The sequence below is a fragment of the Neisseria sp. HMSC15G01 genome (assembly GCF_001808255.1).
GTDB lineage: Bacteria > Pseudomonadota > Gammaproteobacteria > Burkholderiales > Neisseriaceae > Neisseria > Neisseria subflava_A.
The window spans coordinates 196,283-214,768 of sequence record NZ_KV792697.1 but is presented as its reverse complement, the minus strand read 5'-3'; the positions used below and the strand labels follow the sequence as shown (position 1 = coordinate 214,768).

At 48.8% G+C, this 18,486-nt stretch carries 15 protein-coding genes and 1 pseudogene; 8 read left to right on the top strand and 8 right to left on the bottom strand.

The genetic code is table 11. The features are described from left to right. Positions 1-93 precede the first annotated feature (93 nt). A complete protein-coding gene (locus HMPREF3139_RS10045; protein ID WP_070461905.1) occupies positions 94-828 on the top strand; it encodes an epoxyqueuosine reductase QueH in 735 nt (244 codons plus the stop codon). A gap of 51 nt (positions 829-879) precedes the next feature. Here HMPREF3139_RS10045 and HMPREF3139_RS10040 read toward each other — a convergent pair whose 3' ends face one another. Then, positions 880-1,212 (bottom strand): stress response protein, encoded by a 333-nt coding sequence (locus HMPREF3139_RS10040; RefSeq protein ID WP_070461903.1) that lies wholly within the window; start codon positions 1,210-1,212, stop codon positions 880-882. A 404-nt stretch (positions 1,213-1,616) separates the two neighbouring features. Here HMPREF3139_RS10040 and nrdA point away from each other — a divergent pair, with 404 nt between their 5' ends. From nrdA to yfaE, 3 genes are all read left to right on the top strand, one after another. Further along, entirely contained in the window at positions 1,617-3,896 is a 2,280-nt protein-coding gene (nrdA, locus tag HMPREF3139_RS10035; RefSeq protein ID WP_070461901.1) for a class 1a ribonucleoside-diphosphate reductase subunit alpha, read from the top strand. A 312-nt stretch (positions 3,897-4,208) separates the two neighbouring features. Then, positions 4,209-5,342 (top strand): class Ia ribonucleoside-diphosphate reductase subunit beta, encoded by a 1,134-nt coding sequence (nrdB, locus tag HMPREF3139_RS10030; protein ID WP_039863698.1) that lies wholly within the window; start codon positions 4,209-4,211, stop codon positions 5,340-5,342. A gap of 105 nt (positions 5,343-5,447) precedes the next feature. Further along, positions 5,448-5,747 (top strand): class I ribonucleotide reductase maintenance protein YfaE, encoded by a 300-nt coding sequence (gene yfaE / locus HMPREF3139_RS10025; protein WP_003686421.1) that lies wholly within the window; start codon positions 5,448-5,450, stop codon positions 5,745-5,747. 77 nt (positions 5,748-5,824) lie between these two features. Here yfaE and HMPREF3139_RS10020 read toward each other — a convergent pair whose 3' ends face one another. From HMPREF3139_RS10020 to gshA, 7 genes and pseudogenes are all read right to left on the bottom strand, one after another. Further along, on the bottom strand, positions 5,825-6,394 hold the full coding sequence (locus tag HMPREF3139_RS10020; protein ID WP_070461898.1) for an acetate uptake transporter: 570 nt from the start codon (positions 6,392-6,394) through the stop codon (positions 5,825-5,827). Between the two features lie 135 nt (positions 6,395-6,529). Further along, positions 6,530-7,279 (bottom strand): type I 3-dehydroquinate dehydratase, encoded by a 750-nt coding sequence (gene aroD, locus HMPREF3139_RS10015; protein ID WP_070461895.1) that lies wholly within the window; start codon positions 7,277-7,279, stop codon positions 6,530-6,532. 27 nt (positions 7,280-7,306) lie between these two features. Further along, the gene (uvrC, locus tag HMPREF3139_RS10010) at positions 7,307-9,148 is read right to left on the bottom strand and encodes an excinuclease ABC subunit UvrC (RefSeq protein ID WP_070461894.1); all 1,842 of its coding nucleotides are present in this window, start codon (positions 9,146-9,148) and stop codon (positions 7,307-7,309) included. A gap of 65 nt (positions 9,149-9,213) precedes the next feature. Beyond that, positions 9,214-11,986, bottom strand: a pseudogene (gene gyrA, locus HMPREF3139_RS10005) (DNA gyrase subunit A). A gap of 127 nt (positions 11,987-12,113) precedes the next feature. Beyond that, the gene (locus HMPREF3139_RS10000; protein WP_070461892.1) at positions 12,114-12,596 is read right to left on the bottom strand and encodes an acyl-CoA thioesterase; all 483 of its coding nucleotides are present in this window, start codon (positions 12,594-12,596) and stop codon (positions 12,114-12,116) included. A 117-nt stretch (positions 12,597-12,713) separates the two neighbouring features. Next, positions 12,714-13,784 (bottom strand): magnesium/cobalt transporter CorA, encoded by a 1,071-nt coding sequence (gene corA / locus HMPREF3139_RS09995; protein WP_070461889.1) that lies wholly within the window; start codon positions 13,782-13,784, stop codon positions 12,714-12,716. A 101-nt stretch (positions 13,785-13,885) separates the two neighbouring features. Then, a complete protein-coding gene (gshA, locus tag HMPREF3139_RS09990; protein ID WP_070461887.1) occupies positions 13,886-15,244 on the bottom strand; it encodes a glutamate--cysteine ligase in 1,359 nt (452 codons plus the stop codon). Positions 15,245-15,508: 264 nt separating this feature from the next. Between gshA and leuC the strand changes: the two genes are divergently transcribed. The 4 genes from leuC (at position 15,509) to leuD (ending at position 18,456) form a co-directional block, all read left to right on the top strand. After that, entirely contained in the window at positions 15,509-16,918 is a 1,410-nt protein-coding gene (gene leuC, locus HMPREF3139_RS09985; protein ID WP_070461883.1) for a 3-isopropylmalate dehydratase large subunit, read from the top strand. A gap of 124 nt (positions 16,919-17,042) precedes the next feature. Continuing rightward, the gene (locus HMPREF3139_RS09980; RefSeq protein ID WP_070461881.1) at positions 17,043-17,297 is read left to right on the top strand and encodes a hypothetical protein; all 255 of its coding nucleotides are present in this window, start codon (positions 17,043-17,045) and stop codon (positions 17,295-17,297) included. Between the two features lie 103 nt (positions 17,298-17,400). Next, positions 17,401-17,766, top strand: a complete 366-nt coding sequence (locus HMPREF3139_RS09975) for a VOC family protein (protein WP_070461879.1) — start codon at positions 17,401-17,403, stop codon at positions 17,764-17,766. Between the two features lie 48 nt (positions 17,767-17,814). Continuing rightward, complete coding sequence (gene leuD / locus HMPREF3139_RS09970) at positions 17,815-18,456, top strand: 3-isopropylmalate dehydratase small subunit (RefSeq protein WP_003677355.1); 642 nt, start codon at positions 17,815-17,817, stop codon at positions 18,454-18,456. The last annotated feature ends 30 nt before the right edge of the window (positions 18,457-18,486 follow it).

The following is an 18,486-nucleotide window of genomic DNA, read 5'->3' as shown; positions in this document are numbered from 1 at the left end:
CGGCTCTGTTAAAATATATGCTTCATTTTATATTTCAGACGGCCTCAATACCCAAGGCCGTCTGAAACACTTAACAATAAATAGAATCCAACCATGACCAAATTAAACACTCCCATCGTTACCGACATTGACCGCCCCATCCTCGTTCCGCCCGGAGGCCATAAAAAAGTCCTGCTGCATTCCTGCTGCGCCCCATGTTCCGGCGAAGTGATGGAAGCCATGCTTGCCAGCGGCATCGACTACACCATTTATTTTTACAACCCCAATATCCATCCGCACAAAGAATATATGTTGCGCAAAGAAGAAAACATGCGCTTTGCAGACAAATTCGGCATCCCTTTTGTCGATAAAGACGACGACTACGAAAACGACCGCAAAGAATGGTTCGCCAAAGCCAAAGGCATGGAATTTGAACCCGAACGCGGTATCCGCTGCACCATGTGTTTCGACATGCGTTTTGAAAAAGCGGCGCAATACGCCCATGAAAACGGCTTTCATGTTTTCACCAGCTCACTGGGCATTTCACGCTGGAAAGATATGAAACAGATTAACGGCTGCGGCCATCGCGCTGCCGAGCCGTACGATGACTTGGTTTATTGGGATTTCAACTGGCGCAAAGGCGGAGGCAGCGCACGCATGATAGAAATCAGCAAGCGCGAGCATTTCTACCAACAAGAATACTGCGGTTGCGCCTACTCCCTGCGCGATTCCAATGCTCACCGCAAATCGCAAGGCCGCATCCCCATCAAGCTGGGCGTATTGTATTACGGTGATGAATCTACCCAATACGAGCCTCAAGCCGAAAACAAAATCATTGTTGAGAAATAAATATCAAAGGCCGTCTGAAACATTCAGACGGCCTTTGTTTAAATAAGATGATTAACGGCGGCTGAATTTGCCGTGATCAAAATCATCAAATGCCTGATAAGCAGCTTGGCATTGAATTTTTTGCTCAGCATAAGGCAAACCGCGGAACGCTTTTGCCGCTTTTCGGTTTTCCCTCAATTCAGCCTTGTTACCTTTGTAGCGATACCAAGCGGCACGGCGCTCAAGGTATCTCTTACAAGCAGGATGCAATTTGTTTTTCTTCGCTGGCTGGTGTTTGCTCACATGATGGCCATGCGGTTTGGCCACCACTTCGGCAGAATAAGTACCAAAGCTCAATACGGCAACCACTGCCATTGCAGAACCTAAAGTTTTCAGTGTCAACATGATTCGCTCCCAATTCAGGTTGGATAGTCATCCCATTATATGCCTCGCCTAATAAATCGACAAACTTCTCAATATGTTTCATGATAAATGAGTGTAAGCAATTACAGCACTATCCTTCTTGCTTTGCAAAATTTAACACACTTTCCATGCAGACAGAAGCCGAATATAAATTTCTTTATTTCATAAGCCTCTAGCCAATGTTTGAACAAATGTGATGCAAATGCAAAAAAATATCAAATCGCCACAAAGCCACATAAAATCTGGTTTAGGCCTCCTATCCCCTAATCCACACCCCGAAAAAAGCGCATTGTCAAGTCTAGTTAAACAAAGAAAAATACATTATATTGTGCCGTTCAAAGCAATCACATACCGTATCTTGTGTTTTTTAATGGGAAGACTGAACAATGAATGCAGCAACGAATATTAAAGTAACCAAACGCGACGGACGCTTGGAAAATATCGATTTAGACAAAATCCACCGTGTTGTTACTTGGGCGGCAGAAGGCTTACAAAACGTCTCCGTATCGCAAGTCGAGCTCAAATCTCATATTCAGTTTTACAACGGTATCCGTACCGACGACATCCATGAGACCATCATCAAGGCCGCGGCCGACCTGATCTCACAAGATACGCCCGATTATCAATATCTGGCTGCCCGTCTCGCCATTTTCCATCTGCGCAAAATCGCTTATGGCGAATTCGAACCACCTCACCTCTATGATCACGTTAAAAAACTGACCGAGGCAGGCAAATACGACCGCCACATCATCGCAGATTACAGTCGCGAAGAATTCGACGAGCTGAATGCCTATATCGACCACAGCCGCGATATGACTTTCTCTTATGCTGCCGTAAAACAGCTGGAAGGCAAATATCTGGTGCAGAACCGCGTTACCCGCCAGATTTATGAAACGCCGCAGTTCTTATACATTTTGGTAGCGATGTGCCTCTTCAGCAAATACCCGAAAGAGACCCGTTTGGACTACGTCAAACGTTTTTACGACGCCGTTTCTACGTTTAAAGTATCACTGCCAACCCCGATTATGAGCGGCGTGCGCACGCCTACGCGCCAATTCTCAAGCTGCGTATTGATTGAATGCGACGACAGTCTGGATTCCATCAACGCCACCACCAGCGCGATTGTGAAATACGTTTCCCAACGCGCGGGCATCGGCATCAACGCCGGACGTATCCGCGGCTTGGGCAGCGAAATCCGCGGCGGCGAAGCGCAACATACCGGCTGCATTCCGTTTTTCAAAATGTTCCAAGCGGCCGTTAAATCTTGCTCACAAGGCGGCGTACGCGGCGGCGCGGCAACCTTGTTCTACCCATTGTGGCACATCGAAGCCGAAAGCCTGTTGGTATTGAAAAACAACCGCGGCGTAGAAGACAACCGTATCCGCCAATTGGACTACGGCGTACAAATCAACCGCCTGCTGTACACCCGTTTGATTAAAGGCGGCAACATTACCCTGTTCTCGCCAAATGAAGTTCCGGGTTTGTATGATGCCTTCTTCGCCGATCAAGACGAATTCGAGCGCCTCTACACTCAATACGAGCAAGATCCAAACATCCGCAAACGTACTTTGCCGGCAACAGAATTGTTCTCAACCCTGATGCAAGAACGCGCCGGTACCGGTCGTATCTACATCCAAAACGTTGACCACTGCAACACGCACAGCCCGTTTGATCCGCGCGTTGCGCCTGTTCATCAGTCCAACTTGTGCATGGAAATCGCCCTGCCGACCAAACCGCTGGACAACATCAACGACGCAGAAGGCGAAATTGCCTTGTGTACCCTGTCCGCCTTCAACTTGGGTGCATTGAACAACTTGGACGAACTGGAAGAGCTTGCCGATTTGACCGTACGCGCACTTGATGCCCTGTTGGATTATCAAGACTATCCGGTTGCAGCCGCACGCACCGCAACCATGAACCGCCGCACACTCGGCATCGGCGTCATCAACTACGCCTACTATCTGGCGAAAAACGGCGTACGTTACAGCGACGACTCCGCCCTCGGCCTGACCCACCGCACCTTTGAAGCCATGCAGTATTACCTGCTCAAAGCATCGGTAAACCTTGCCAAAGAATACGGCGCATGCCCGCTGTTCAACCAAACCGTTTATTCGCAAGGCAAACTGCCTATCGACACCTACAAAAAAGACTTGGACGCCGTGTGCAACGAGCCTTTGCACTACGACTGGGAAAGCCTGCGCGCCGACATCGTCAAATACGGTCTGCGCAACTCTACCCTGACCGCACTCATGCCGTCTGAAACCAGCTCGCAAATTGCCAACGCCACCAACGGCATCGAGCCTCCACGCGGATTGGTAACGGTCAAAGCATCGAAAGACGGTATTTTGAAACAAGTCGTACCGGAATTTGAAACCCTGAAAGATGCCTACGAAACCCTGTGGCAGCTTCCCGGCAACGAAGGCTACCTGAAACTCGTCGGCGTAATGCAAAAATTCGTTGATCAATCGATTTCCGCCAATACCGCCTACGACCCGAACAAATTTGAAGGCAGCAAAGTTTCCATGAAACAAATGCTGAAAGACCTGCTGACCGCCTATAAATACGGCGTCAAAACCCTGTACTACCACAATACCCGCGACGGCGCAGATGATACGCAGACTGATATTCAGGATGACGGTTGTGCAGGTGGGGCTTGTAAGATTTAAAACAGGTTGATTTTTGAAATATATCCAAGGCTTCTAGATAGTAGAAGGCTTTAAGGATTTTCTTAAATTAGTACCTACTACTATATGAAGCTAAGTTGTTATTTTCCAGAAAAGGAAAAGTATGGATACCATTGGGTTATTCTTAGCTGAATATAAACTTTATATATTTATTAGTGTTCTTTCAGTCTTCGCTATTTTAGCATGGCGATTTATTGATAAAATTCAACATGTTTCATATGGTGAATTAAAAATTAATAGAAAAGTCGACTAATTTTTAAAAAGAGAGACGTTATGTCCTGCGAACACCTAACTATGTCATACAGCACCTTTTCCAAGACCAAAAACGACGCGTTGAAAGAGCCGATGTTTTTTGGTCAGCCGGTAAATGTCGCTCGTTATGACCAGCAGAAATACGAAGTATTTGAGAAACTGATTGAAAAGCAACTGTCGTTTTTCTGGCGGCCGGAAGAAATCGACGTGTCGCGCGACCGTATTGACTACGCCAATCTGCCTGAACACGAAAAACATATTTTCATCAGCAATCTGAAATACCAAACCCTGCTCGATTCGATCCAAGGCCGCAGCCCGAATGTTGCGTTCTTACCTTTAGTATCGATTCCCGAGCTGGAAACGTGGATTGAAACGTGGAGCTTCAGCGAAACCATCCACTCGCGCAGCTATACCCACATCATCCGCAATATCGTGAATGATCCGTCAGTCGTGTTTGATGATATTGTGCAAAACAAATACATCATCGCCCGTGCGGAAGACATTGCCTGCTATTACGATGATTTGATTGAATACACCCAATATTACAATCTGTTGGGCGAAGGTTCGCACAATATCGGCGGCAAACTTGTTACCGTATCTTTGCGTGAGTTGAAGAAAAAGCTCTATCTCTGCCTGATGTGCGTCAACGTGTTGGAAGCCATCCGCTTCTACGTTTCATTCGCCTGCTCATTTGCCTTTGCTGAGCGCGAATTGATGGAAGGCAACGCTAAAATCATCAAACTGATTGCCCGTGACGAAGCCCTGCACCTGACCAGCACCCAGCATATGCTCAACCTGATGCGCGCTGGTGCCGATGATCCTGAAATGGCTGAAATTGCGAATGAATTGCAGGACGAATGCTTCAACCTCTTCAAAAAAGCAGCCGAGCAGGAAAAAGAATGGGCGGCCTATCTGTTTAAAGACGGTTCGATGATTGGTCTGAACAAGGAAATTCTGGCTCAATACGTTGAATACATTACCAATCTGCGTATGCAGGCGGTTGGCCTTCCAGCCGGATTTGAGGGTGCGACCCAAAACCCGATTCCTTGGATTAACGCATGGCTGTCTTCTGACAATGTACAGGTTGCGCCGCAGGAAGTGGAAATTTCCTCTTACCTGATTGGTCAGATTGATTCGGAAGTCAATGCCGACGATTTAGGCGATTTCGAGCTGTAATCGAACATTCGGTTTTATGATCAAGGCCGTCTGAACGGTGTGGCAGAAATCTTTGATTTCGTCTTTACACCGTTTCAGACGGCCTTTCCAATCCAAACAAATCATATGGCACTCATCAGCACACACGACAAAACCTTCCAACTCCAACAAGGCGAAACCTTATTGGAGGGCTTGGAGCGCACCGGACACGAGGTTGAATACCAATGTCGCAGCGGCTATTGCGGTTCATGCCGGGTCAAAATCTTGGATGGGAAAGTCTCTTATGATAATTTTCCGCTCGCTTTTGTCGCGCCCGGAGAAATTTTGCCGTGCTGCTGTCGGGTTACCGAAGACATCAAGCTTGATTGTCGGGAGCGAATTAAAGAGCCGGATTTATTTGATGTCGATTTATTTGAAGACAAATAAAAAATGCCGTCTGAACATTGCGGTCGAAATCTTTGATTTCATTTCCACCATTCAGACGGCATTTTGTATGGTCAAGCTTATTTACGTTCGCCAATCGGCAAAACAGTACGGCCGAAAGATTCGTTGATGACCTCTGCCGCTGCCAAGTAGAACGCACCAAGTGCAGTTACCAAGCCTAAGCAACCGCCGATATGGACGATGCTATGATTTTCCATACCATCGCCAATACCCAGGGCAAAGAAAGTCAGTGTCAAGAAAAAGAAAATACCGCTCAATACTTTAGGCTTAGTCAAGGTGGCCACAAACATCATCAGCGAAAACATACCCCATGCGCAAAGATACCAGCCGATAAATGCCGGGGCTGTTTCACCTTTAAAAAAGATGGTAAACAAAGCCCATGTCCACCAGAAGGCGCCATAGCTGATAAAAGCGGTAAAGCCAAACGTATTGCCTTTCTTGAATTCAAACATACCGGCAATAACTTGGGCGATACCACCAAAGGCGAGAGCCATGCCCAAAACTAAGCCGACACCCTCTTGAGCAGTAAAAAAGCCGCCGTTAATCAGACTAAGCAGCCAAGTTGTCAATGCAAAGCCGCACAAGCCGACAGGACCGGGGTTCGCCAGATTTTCTTTAGTAGTAGTCATTTTATTTCTCCTCTAGTTATTAGAAATTGGAAACCTATTGTTACCTATTTTATTTAAAATTAAAAGAAATAAATTTAAAAAAATCAGGCCGTCTGAAAAATATTTTTCAGACGGCCTTGAATATTAATAATTAAACTATCCCAAAATTGCCAAGATTTTCCTCAATTCGTTGGCATCAATTTGGCCGGGAGCCGACGTTTTTTGTGCTGCACCAAAGGTAACGGCCGAGCCGAAAGCCGAACCGGCCAAGCGGCTGATGGCTCCGGTTTTACCCATGGACATAGTAATAATCGGGTGGTTGATAATTTGTGAAACATCATATGTTGCCTGCAATAAAGTCAATACATCTTGCGGCGATTGCGGAATGACGGCAATTTTGCAGATATCCGCGCCCCACTCGGCCATTGTTTTCAGACGGCCTGTAATGTCTGCTAAAGACGGCGTGGCTTGGAAATCGTGATTGCAAAGCAAGGCGGCAGCTTGATATTTATGCGCCAAAGCCATGGTTTGTTTTACGCCGCTTTCCTCGGCAAAAAGCTCAATGTCGATAATATCGGCTTGTTTGGAACGGATGATTTTTTCCAATAATTCAAAATAATAGTCGTCAGAACAAGGCGTATTGCCGCCCTCTTGCGCCCTTCTAAACGTAAACAGTAAAGGCTTGTCAAGAAAAGCCTGTCGGACAATGCCTAATTGTTCGGTAATAAAATCGGCATCAAGCGCTTTTTCGAAAAAATCCGCACGAAATTCAATGATGTCAAAAGCCGTCTCTTTCAATACGCGCAAAGCCTGCTCCAATTCCTGCGTATTGGCGGCCACCAGTGGCACGGCAATTTTAGGCAGACCTTTGCCGATCTCGATATTTTTAATGATGACAGGTTTCATATTGTTCCTTTTTGCTCTTCAAGCCAATCAGTGCAGATGCTCGTAAATGGTTTCCGCCAATGCTTTGCTGATGCCTTCAACTTTTTCCAAGTCCTCGCGGCTGGCCGCAATCACGCCGCGCAAACCGCCGAATCGGGTGAGCAATGCTTGGCGGCGTTTGCTGCCGATACCGGGGATTTCGCTGAGTGAGGAAGTAACGCGTGCTTTGTCGCGTTTTTTGCGGTGGCCTGTGATGGCAAAGCGGTGCGACTCATCGCGTACGGTTTGCAATAAATGCAAGGCCGGGCTGTTGGGCGGCAGGCGGAAGACTTCGCCGGTAAAAGGCAGTATGAGTTCTTCCATGCCGGCTTTGCGCTCGGGGCCTTTGGCGATACCGACCAAAGGTATATGCAGCCCAAGTTCTTCCCATACCGATACGGCTACGCCGATTTGCCCTTTGCCGCCGTCAATCAACACGACATCCGGCCATTTGACGACCTCGCCATTGGCTTTGGCTTCCTGCATTTTGCCGTAACGGCGCGTCAGGACTTCGCGCATGGCGGCGTAGTCGTCGCCAGGCTTGGCGGTCGTGATGTTGTAGCGGCGGTATTGCGAAGGCTGGATGTTTTGCTCATCGTACACAACACAAGACGCAATAGTAGCCTCGCCTTGTGTGTGGCTGATATCGAAACATTCAAGGCGGTTGAGGCCGTCTGAATCCATGCCGAGGATTTTGGTCAGTTCATCAATGCGGTGTTGCTGGCTGCTTTGTTGCAGGCGGCGTTGTGCAATCGCCATTTGTGCATTTTGTTCCGCCATTTTCAACCAGACTTTGCGTTCGCCTATGGTTTTGGTGACAAACTGCATCTGCTTGCCGTGTTCGCCCTCCAAAGCCTCTTTCAGCGCATCGGGAACGGGAAAGTTGCTGATAATGATGTCGGGTTTGCTTTTACCCAAATAATGTTGGGCGACAAAGGCTTCGGCGTAATCTTGTCCGTTTGGCTCGGGATCGTTTTTGGTGTCGGGGAAAAAGCTTTTGTCGCCTACATGCCGTCCGCCGCGGATGCTGACCCAGTGTACGCAAACCAGGCCGTCTGAAACCGCCAGCGCGAGCAAATCGATATCGTTGGGATTGTTCGGATTTTTGCTGTCGATAAACTGATTACTCTGCATGATGCCGAGTGCTTGAATTTGATCGCGGTAACGGGCGGCTTCTTCAAATTGCAGATTAGCGGCAGCGGTTTGCATTTTGTGTTGCAAGGTGCGCGTCAGTTCGTCGGTTTTACCATTGAGAAAAGTCGCGGCCTCGCGCACGCTGTCACGATAATCTTCTTCGCTGATGTGGCCGACACAGGGCGCGGTGCAGCGTTTGATTTGGTACAGCAGACAAGGACGGTCGCGATGCTCGAATACGCTGTCTTCACAGGTACGCAGCATAAAGACTTTTTGCAACACTTGAATGCTGTCGCGCACGGCATTGCTGTTGGGATACGGGCCGAAATATTGATTGGGCTTTTTCAGCGTGCCGCGGTAATACGCCATTTGCGGATATTGATGGCCGCTGAGCATCAAATAAGGATAGCTTTTGTCATCGCGGAAAAGGATATTGTATTTCGGCGACAAGGCTTTGATAAAGTTGTTTTCGAGAATCAGCGCTTCGGCTTCGGAACGCGTGATGGTGGTTTCGATATGGTGAACCTGTTTTACCATCAATGCGATGCGCGGCGAATGGTCGTTTTTTTGGAAATAGCTGGAAACGCGCCGCTTGAGATTGACCGCTTTGCCGACATACAAAACATTGTTGTCTTCGTCAAAAAAACGGTACACGCCCGGCAGATTGGGCAGATTTTTCAGAAAAAGAGGTAAATCGAACGGTTCGGTTGCGCTCACGGGGATTTTCTTTTGGAATAAGCAGGCCGTCTGAAAACTTTTCAGACGGCCTTTTTCATTGACGTTTAAGATTCTTGAGACGGAGTATCTTCAGCTTCTACCACTTGGTTTTCAACTGCATCGCTTTCTAAAGCGGCTTCATCTTCAGCCTCTTCGGCCACACGCTCCAAGCTGACTAGAGTTTCACCTTCGTCCAGATTAATCAGGCGGACACCTGCGGCAGCACGGCCGGTCTCGCGAATCTGCTCAACTTTGGTACGAATCAGGACGCCGCCACTGGTAATCAGCATCAGGTCGTCGGTTTCACTGACCAAAGTTGCGGCAACCAAATCGCCGTTGCGCTCGCCGGTATTGATAGCGATATTGCCTTGGCCGCCTTTGTTTTTACGGCTGTAATCGGCAATTGGGGTGCGTTTGCCATAGCCGTTGGCGGTAGCAGTCAATACTTGCCAAATCGCTTTGCTCGGCTTCAGGAGCGAAGGTAATCAGGCTGACAATCTTGCCATCGGCCGGCAGGCGCATACCGCGCAAACCGCCGCTACCGCGACCGGACGGACGGACACCGTGTTTGCCGCTTGGCAATGCGTTTTCGGCATTTTCATCATCCAGGCCGTCTGAATCTTCGTTTTCGGTTTCGATATCGGCATCTTCTACTTCATCGTTACCGGATTTTTCCCAAAATTCGTTAAAGCGGATGGCCTTGCCCAAGTTGGAGAACAACATAATGTCGTCCGCACCACCAGTTTGCGCTGCACCGACCAAGTAATCGCCTTCTTTAAGCGCGATGGCTTTAATACCTTGGCTGCGGACGTTTTTAAACGCAGACAGCTGGACTTTTTTCACCATGCCTTGTGCGGTGGCGAAGAAGACGTATTGGTCTTCGGGGAATTCGCGGACGGCCAAGATGGCGCTGACTTTTTCGCCTTCTTCCAATTGGATAACGTTGTTAATCGGACGACCGCGGCTATTACGGCCACCTTCCGGCAGTTTGTACACTTTAATCCAATGGCACTTGCCCAAATTGGTAAAGCACATCAAATAATCATGCGTATTGGCAACAAACAGGGTTTCGATAAAGTCTTCGTCTTTGGTTGCCGCTGCCTGTTTGCCGCGGCCGCCGCGACGCTGCGCCTGATAATCGGTAGTCGGCTGGGTTTTGATGTAGCCGCCATGAGTCAGGGTAACGACCATTTCGCGTTGCGGAATCAGGTCTTCATCGGCGATATCGCCGCCAAACGGATTGATTTCGCTGCGACGCTCATCGCCAAAGTTGGCTTTGATGTCTGCCAATTCTTCGCGGATGATTTGGGTAACGCGCTCAGGTTTGGAAAGAATATCCACGAAATCAATGATTTTGCTCATCAGGTTTTTATATTCGCCGACAATTTCTTCCTGATCGAGACCGGTCAGGTTACGCAAGCTCATGCGCAAAATGGCATCGGCTTGCAATTCGCTCAGATAATAGCCTTGGCTGTGCAGACCCAAATTCTCTGGCAAGCCTTCAGGGCGCATCATATGCAGGTCTAAATCCGTGCGGCTGAGCATGTCTTCAACCAAGCTGCTGCGCCATGGGCGGGACAGCAGTTTTTCTTTGGCTTCCGGCGCATTGGCAGATTCTTTGATCAGACGGATGATTTCGTCGATATTGGACAAAGCAACTGCTTTACCTTCGGCAATATGGCCTTCATGACGCGCTTTTTTCAGGCGGAACAAAGTACGACGGGTAACGACTTCGCGACGGTGGCGCAGGAACTCGGACAGGATTTGTTTCAAGTTCAGCAAACGCGGCTGGCCGTCAACCAAGGCCACCATGTTGATACCGAAGCTGTCTTGCAGCTGGGTCAGTTTGTAGAGTTGGTTCAAAACGACTTCGGCATTTTCATTGCGTTTCAATTCAATCACGACACGCATACCGGATTTATCGGACTCGTCGCGCAAGTCGGATACGCCTTCCAACGTTTTTTCGCGTACCAACTCGCCGATTTTCTCAACCAGCTTGGCTTTGTTTACTTGATATGGGATTTCATCGATAACGATGGCTTCGCGTTCGCCGTTTTTACCGATAGGCTCGATATGGGTTTTACCGCGCATCACTACACGGCCGCGGCCGGTTTTATAGCCTTCGCGCACGCCACTCAAGCCGTAAATAGTTGCGCCAGTTGGGAAATCGGGCGCTTGGATAATGTTGATCAGCTCGTCGATTTCAGTTTCAGGCTCGTCCAACAAACGCAGGCAGGCATTGATGGTATCGCCCAAATTGTGCGGCGGGATATTGGTTGCCATACCGACGGCAATACCGGACGAACCATTGACTAACAGCGCTGGGAAACGGGTCGGCAACACCAGCGGCTCATGTTCGCTGCCGTCATAGTTGGGGCCGAAGTTGACGGTTTCTTCTTCAATATCCGCCAGCATTTCATGGGAAATTTTTTCCATGCGGATTTCGGTATAACGCATGGCTGCTGCAGCCAAGCCGTCGACAGAACCAAAGTTGCCCTGACCGTCAATCAGCACATAACGCATGGAGAAGTCTTGTGCCATGCGGACGATTGTGTCGTAAACGGCTGTATCGCCGTGAGGGTGGTATTTACCGATGACGTCGCCGACGATACGCGCCGATTTTTTATAGGCGGAATTCCAGTTATTTTTCAACTCGTGCATCGCGTACAACACGCGGCGGTGTACCGGCTTGAGACCGTCACGGACATCCGGCAGGGCTCGTCCCACAATCACGCTCATGGCGTAATCGAGGTAGCTCTTGCGCATTTCGTCTTCAAGGCTGACAGGCAGGGTTTCAAGTGCAAATTTATGGTCGTTGCGGATGGTTGCGTCGGTCATGATTATCTGTAATTTCGTATGGCAAAAATCTTGTTGATTCTACCACAAAACAAGCGGTTTATGGCTTTTGCGTGAAGGCCGTCTGAAACAGGATTTCAGACGGCCTTCGTTATTTAATAAATTCAATTTAGTTGCTGCAAGAATCTTCATCGGAAGCCTGCAAGCTCAATGCTTTGCGCTTTTTAGCCTTTTCATAACGGCAACGTTGGCGCGGTGTATTGATTTCCAAAGGTGGCACGGCAACCGGCTTGCCGTCTTCTACGGCAACCATGGTGAAGTAGCAGCTGTTGGTATGGCGCACTTCACCGGTGCGGATGTTTTGCGCTTCTACACGGATGCCAACTTCCATAGAAGTGCGGCCGGTGTAGTTAATGCTGGCGTAAAAGGTTACCAGTTCGCCGACATGGATAGGCTCTTTAAACAAAACTTTATCGACAGACAAGGTAACGCAGTAGTTGCCGCTGTATCGGCTGGCACAGGAATAAGCGACTTGGTCGAGCAAGCGCAATAATTCGCCACCGTGGACGTTGCCGCTGAAGTTTGCCGTATCCGGCATCATCAGCTCGGACATGATGAGTTCGTGAGAAGGAAGTTGGCGTGCTTGTTCCATGGTTTGACCTCTTGAAGTGGTTTGTTTTTAAGGCCGCCTGTTATTTCAGACGGCATGTTTTGTAGGAATTTTGATTCTACCGTTTTTGAGTGGAAAAATTCAATCTGCCACACCTGATCATAACCATTTTCTACGCGAAAAGAAAATCAGCAGTCCGATGATGATGCACAGCATCACACCCAAAACCATGAAATAGCCGTAATGCCAATGCAGCTCGGGCATATTGTCGAAGTTCATGCCGTAGATACCGGTGATGACGGTCAGCGGCATAAAGATGATGGTGATAACCGTCAACACGCGCATTTGCTGGTTCATGCGGTTGGATTGGAAGGAAAGGTAAATGTCCATCATGCTCAACACCATATCACGCGAGGCATCAAGCGATTCGATAAGCTGCATATTGTGGTCGTACACATCGCGCAGATAGACGGTCGATTCGCCTTTGAAAATGGCAAAATCGCCGCGTACGGCCAGTTGGTAGAACACGTCGCGCAATGGCAAAAGCGTGCGCCGCAGACGGACGGCATCGCGCTTGAGGCGGTGAATCTTACTGAGAATATCGCTGTTTTCATTTTTAAACAGGGACTTGTCTATCGCTTCGACACGGTTGTTGTACGACTCCAAAACGATGAAATAGTCGTCCACAATACGGTCAAGCAGACAATACGCCAGAAACGCCGTGTTTTTGTTCAAAATATTGTGCGGATTTTCGTGCATCTGCCGGCGCAGATGACTGAACAAGCCCAACGGTTTTTGTTGGAAAGACAACACAAAATCTTTGCCGATAATCACATACACTTGGTCGGAATGGAGCTTGCCTGTAGTTGTGTAATGGTAAACCTGTGCGGCAGTAAAAACATAGCTGCCGTAGTCTTCAATTTTCGGACGTTGCTTGCGGCTGAGAATATCTTCAATAACCAGCTCATGGATGCCGTAAGGCTCAAGCGCATGTTTGAGCAAGGCAACATCATTGATGCCGACAAAATGCAGCCAGTTGATTTGGCCTTCTTGCGGACGGGTAATATCAGGCAAGTTTTTCCCGGCAAGATAATCATACTGAACAAAGGTATCGGCGGAATACAGGGTTTGATGGATGGCAGAGCGCGGCGCATTGTCGGTATTGCTGCGCTGCATGGCTTGGTCTTGCAGAATGTCGGTTGTCTCAACTGGATTGGCTGGTTTGCTCATAAAAATAAATCATGTTTTTTAGTTAGAATGAATTGTACAGACAGAAAAGGCCGTCTGAAAACAAATTTTCAGACGGCCTGACAATATCGATCAACGCTTTATTAGGCTTGAGGCGCGGTTTTCTCCAACTCCAATGCGGCAGCAAGCAAGGACAGGCGCGCCATTACGCCGTAAACGTAGAGGCGGTTGTGTTCATTGTCCACGTCGCAGTCTTTTTCGGAGCGCGGCATACCGAGCGAATCCCATTGTTCAAATACGCGTTTGCAGGCTTCAGGCGCTTCTTGGGAGTTGTCGCCGTTACCGGTAGGGATGCTGTTGGACAGCGGAACAAACACCATACCGCCGGCATTGAGGTTTTCGTCTGCACCACGGCCTTCGTGTACACGGAAGAAGCCGCCGATAACGAAACGGTCCATCATATAAACGACGGGTTCGCACACGGCGCCGTTCATGGTTTCGTAGGTATAAATACCTTCTTGGACAATGACTTCACTGACTTCCAAACCTTCTTTGACTTTTGCCATTTTATTGCGGTTTTTACGGTTCAATCCGCGCACTTCATCGGCAGATTTAACGCTCATCACGCCCATGCCGTAAGTGCCTGCGTCGGCTTTCACAATAACGAAAGGCTGGTCAGTAATACCCAATTCATCGTATTTGGCTTGAATTTTCGCCAATACGCGTTCTACCGCGCCTGCCAACGCATCTTCGCCTTCACGCTCTTGGAAATCCAAACCGCTGATTTTTTCAAAATAAGGATTGATTTGCCATTCGTCGATGTCAATCAACTTGGCAAAGTCGGCAGCAACTTGGTTGTACGCGCCGAAATGTTCGGTTTTACGGCGAGTCGTCCAGCCGCCGTGCAATGGAGGCAAAACGGTTTGACTGATATCTTTAAGGATTTCAGGAACACCCCCTGACAAGTCATTGTTCAACAAAACAACGCAAGGCGAGAAACCGTCTGCGAGATGTACACGCTCACGGGTACGCAATAAAGGCTCAAGCAAAATTTTGTCGCCCAATGCGGTTTCAAACTCGGTTGGCTCAGTCACTTCTGGATTCAAGCTGCCCAAGCGCACTTCGTATCCTGCCGAACGCAAAATCTCGCTGAGGGCGTAAACATTTTGCAGATAGAATGTGTTACGCGTGTGGTTTTCAGGAATAATCAATACGGATTTGGCCGTTTCACAGGCGCGCTGTACCGCATCCTGCGCGGCAACCGCCGCCAGCGGGATAAAGTTGGGATTCAAATTATTGAAGCCGCCTGGAAACAGGTTCATATCGATAGATGAAATTTTGTAACCGGCATTACGGATGTCAACCGAACCATAAAATGGCGGACGGTGTTCGTTCCAATGCGAACGGAACCATGCTTCGATTTTGGCATGATTGGCAAGGACTTTTTTCTCAAATTCCCGTAATTGAGTCAGATGCTCAGGAGCCATTACCGGTAATTTCATTCTCTATACCTCTTGGTAAGTGTGGATGTTGAGTGAGAATGATAGAACTTTTTAGTGCATTTCGACAAGTATTCTTTCAGATAAGATGCATCTTTTTGTCAACAATTCTACAATTTGTCTAATTTTTGATAAGTTTTTTTGAAACTTTACAACAAATTTTAAAAATTGGACAAATTCCTATTGCGCAGCCCCTATAAAAAGCCTAAAATCCGCCCATAAACGCAAACCATCATTCATACCTACCAATAGCAAAGAATACTCATCATGAGCGCACAAACCCTTTACGATAAACTTTGGAACAGCCACGTCGTCCGCGAAGAAGAAGACGGCACTGTCCTGCTTTACATCGACCGCCACCTGGTTCACGAAGTAACCAGCCCGCAAGCATTTGAAGGCTTGAAAATGGCCGGCCGCAAACTCTGGCGTATCGACAGCGTAGTCTCCACAGCCGACCACAACACCCCGACCGGCGACTGGCACAAAGGTATTCAAGACCCGATTTCCAAACTGCAAGTCGATACTTTGGACAAAAACATTAAAGAGTTTGGCGCACTCGCCTACTTCCCGTTTATGGATAAAGGCCAAGGCATTGTGCACGTTATGGGCCCGGAACAAGGAGCCACCCTGCCCGGCATGACCGTCGTCTGCGGCGACTCACACACTTCTACCCACGGCGCATTCGGCGCATTGGCGCACGGTATCGGCACTTCCGAAGTCGAACACACCATGGCGACCCAGTGCATTACCGCAAAAAAATCCAAATCCATGCTGATTTCCGTTGAAGGCTGTCTGAAACCCGGTGTTACCGCCAAAGACGTAGCACTTTATATCATCGGTCAAATCGGTACGGCCGGCGGTACAGGCTACGCCATCGAATTTGGCGGCGAAGCCATCCGCAGCCTTTCCATGGAAGGCCGCATGACCTTGTGCAATATGGCGATTGAAGCCGGTGCGCGCTCAGGCATGGTTGCCGTTGACCAAACCACCATCGACTATGTAAAAGGCAAACCTTTCGCACCTAAAGGCGAAGCATGGGACAAAGCCGTTGAATACTGGCGTACGCTGGTGTCTGACGAAGGCGCAGTATTCGATAAAGAATACCACTTCAAAGCCGAAGACATCGAGCCTCAAGTGACTTGGGGCACATCGCCTGAAATGGTTTTAGACATCAGTGGCAAAGTGCCTAATCCTGCCGAAGAAGCCGATCCAGTCAAACGCAGCGGCATGGAACGCGCCCTTGAATACATGGGCTTGGAAGCCGGTACGCCATTAAACGAAATCCCTGTCGATATCGTCTTTATCGGTTCTTGCACCAACAGCCGTATCGAAGACTTGCGCGAAGCCGCCGCTATCGCCAAAGGCCGCAAAAAAGCGGACAATGTACAACGCGTATTGATTGTTCCCGGCTCCGGTTTGGTTAAAGAACAGGCAGAAAAAGAAGGCTTGCACGAAGTATTTATCGAAGCCGGTTTTGAATGGCGTGAACCGGGCTGCTCTATGTGCCTCGCCATGAATGCCGACCGCCTGACCCCGGGACAACGTTGCGCCTCCACCTCCAACCGTAACTTTGAAGGCCGTCAAGGCAACGGCGGACGCACTCACCTCGTCAGCCCTGCCATGGCAGCCGCAGCCGCAGTGACCGGCTACTTTACAGACATCCGCACTATGGCTTAAAGTATTTTCAGACGGCCTTTATTGATCAGGCCGTCTGAAACAATACCTTGCCCAAGTAAATTTTCCTATTGCGCAAAACGTCCGAAAACCTTCTCAATCATTGATAACTTGAAAGGAATCTAGTATGAAAAAACTGTTTGCATTGGCTGCCGCAGCCCTTATCCTGTCAGCTTGTTCCAGCACTTGGTCCGGCGCAAAAAACGATGCCAACCGCAATTGGGACAAAACCAAAGAGACTGCCGAGCGCGTAGCCGATAAAACCAAAGAAACCGCAGAACACGTTGCCGACAAAACCGGCGAAGCCGTTAAAAAAGGCGGCAATGCAGTAGGCCGTGGCATGAGCCATGTTGGTAACAAAATTGAAGCCGCTACCGAATAATTCGGTAAATCAGGCCGTCTGAAGCTCCTGACTCCGTTTCAGACGGCCTGATACATTATTAATTTTTCAGACATTTTCACGATTCCAAGCAAAGGAAGAAACAATGAGTAATCCGTCAAGCTGGTTTGGTATTCACGCTCATGATTTGGATCGCGCCAAAGCATTTTACGAATCCGTATTCGACAAGCCCCTGCAAGACGTTGGCGGCAACGGATTCCGTTTCATCATTTTCCCAGCCGATTACACCCAACACGGTACGGCCGGCATGATTTGGCACGACAGCAACGCCCAGCCCGGCCACGGCGGTACAACCATTTTCTTTAATTGCCCGGATTGTGCCGAAACAGCAGAAAAAGCCGTTGCAGCAGGCGGCAAACTATTACAAGAGAAATTCCGCATTGCCAACGGCTTTGCAGCCTTTATCGAAGATACAGAAGGCAACCGAATCGGTTTGCACAGCACATGCTAACCCGAATAGCCATAAAATAATTTCCCATTATTACTATAAGAATCTGACATGAAAGCCTTTACCAAAATTACCGCCATCGTTGCCCCGCTCGACCGCAGCAACGTCGACACCGATGCCATCATCCCCAAACAATTTCTGAAATCCATCAAACGCAGCGGCTTCGGCCCCAATGCCTTTGATGAATGGCGTTACCTCGACCACGGCGAACCTGGCATGGACAACAGCAAACGTCCGTTAAACCCGGATTTCTCCCTGAACCAGCCACGCTATCAAGGCGCACAAATCCTGTTGACGCGTAAAAACTTCGGTTGCGGCTCTTCACGCGAACACGCCCCTTGGGCATTGGACGACTACGGCTTCCGCGCCGTCATCGCCCCCAGCTTTGCCGACATCTTCTTCAACAACTGCTACAAAAACGGCCTTTTGCCTATCGTTTTGACAGAAGAACAGGTTGACCAGCTTTTCAAAGAAGTTGAAGCCAACGAAGGCTATCAGCTCTCCATCGACCTTGCCGAGCAAACCCTGACCACTCCTAGCGGCGAAACATTCACATTCGACATTACCGAACACCGCAAACACTGCCTCTTAAACGGCTTGGACGAAATCGGCCTGACCCTGCAACACGCTGACGAAATTCACGCCTTTGAAGAAAAACGCCGCCAAAGCCAGCCTTGGCTGTTTAACGGTTGATATACAAAAGGCCGTCTGAAAAATTTAAGT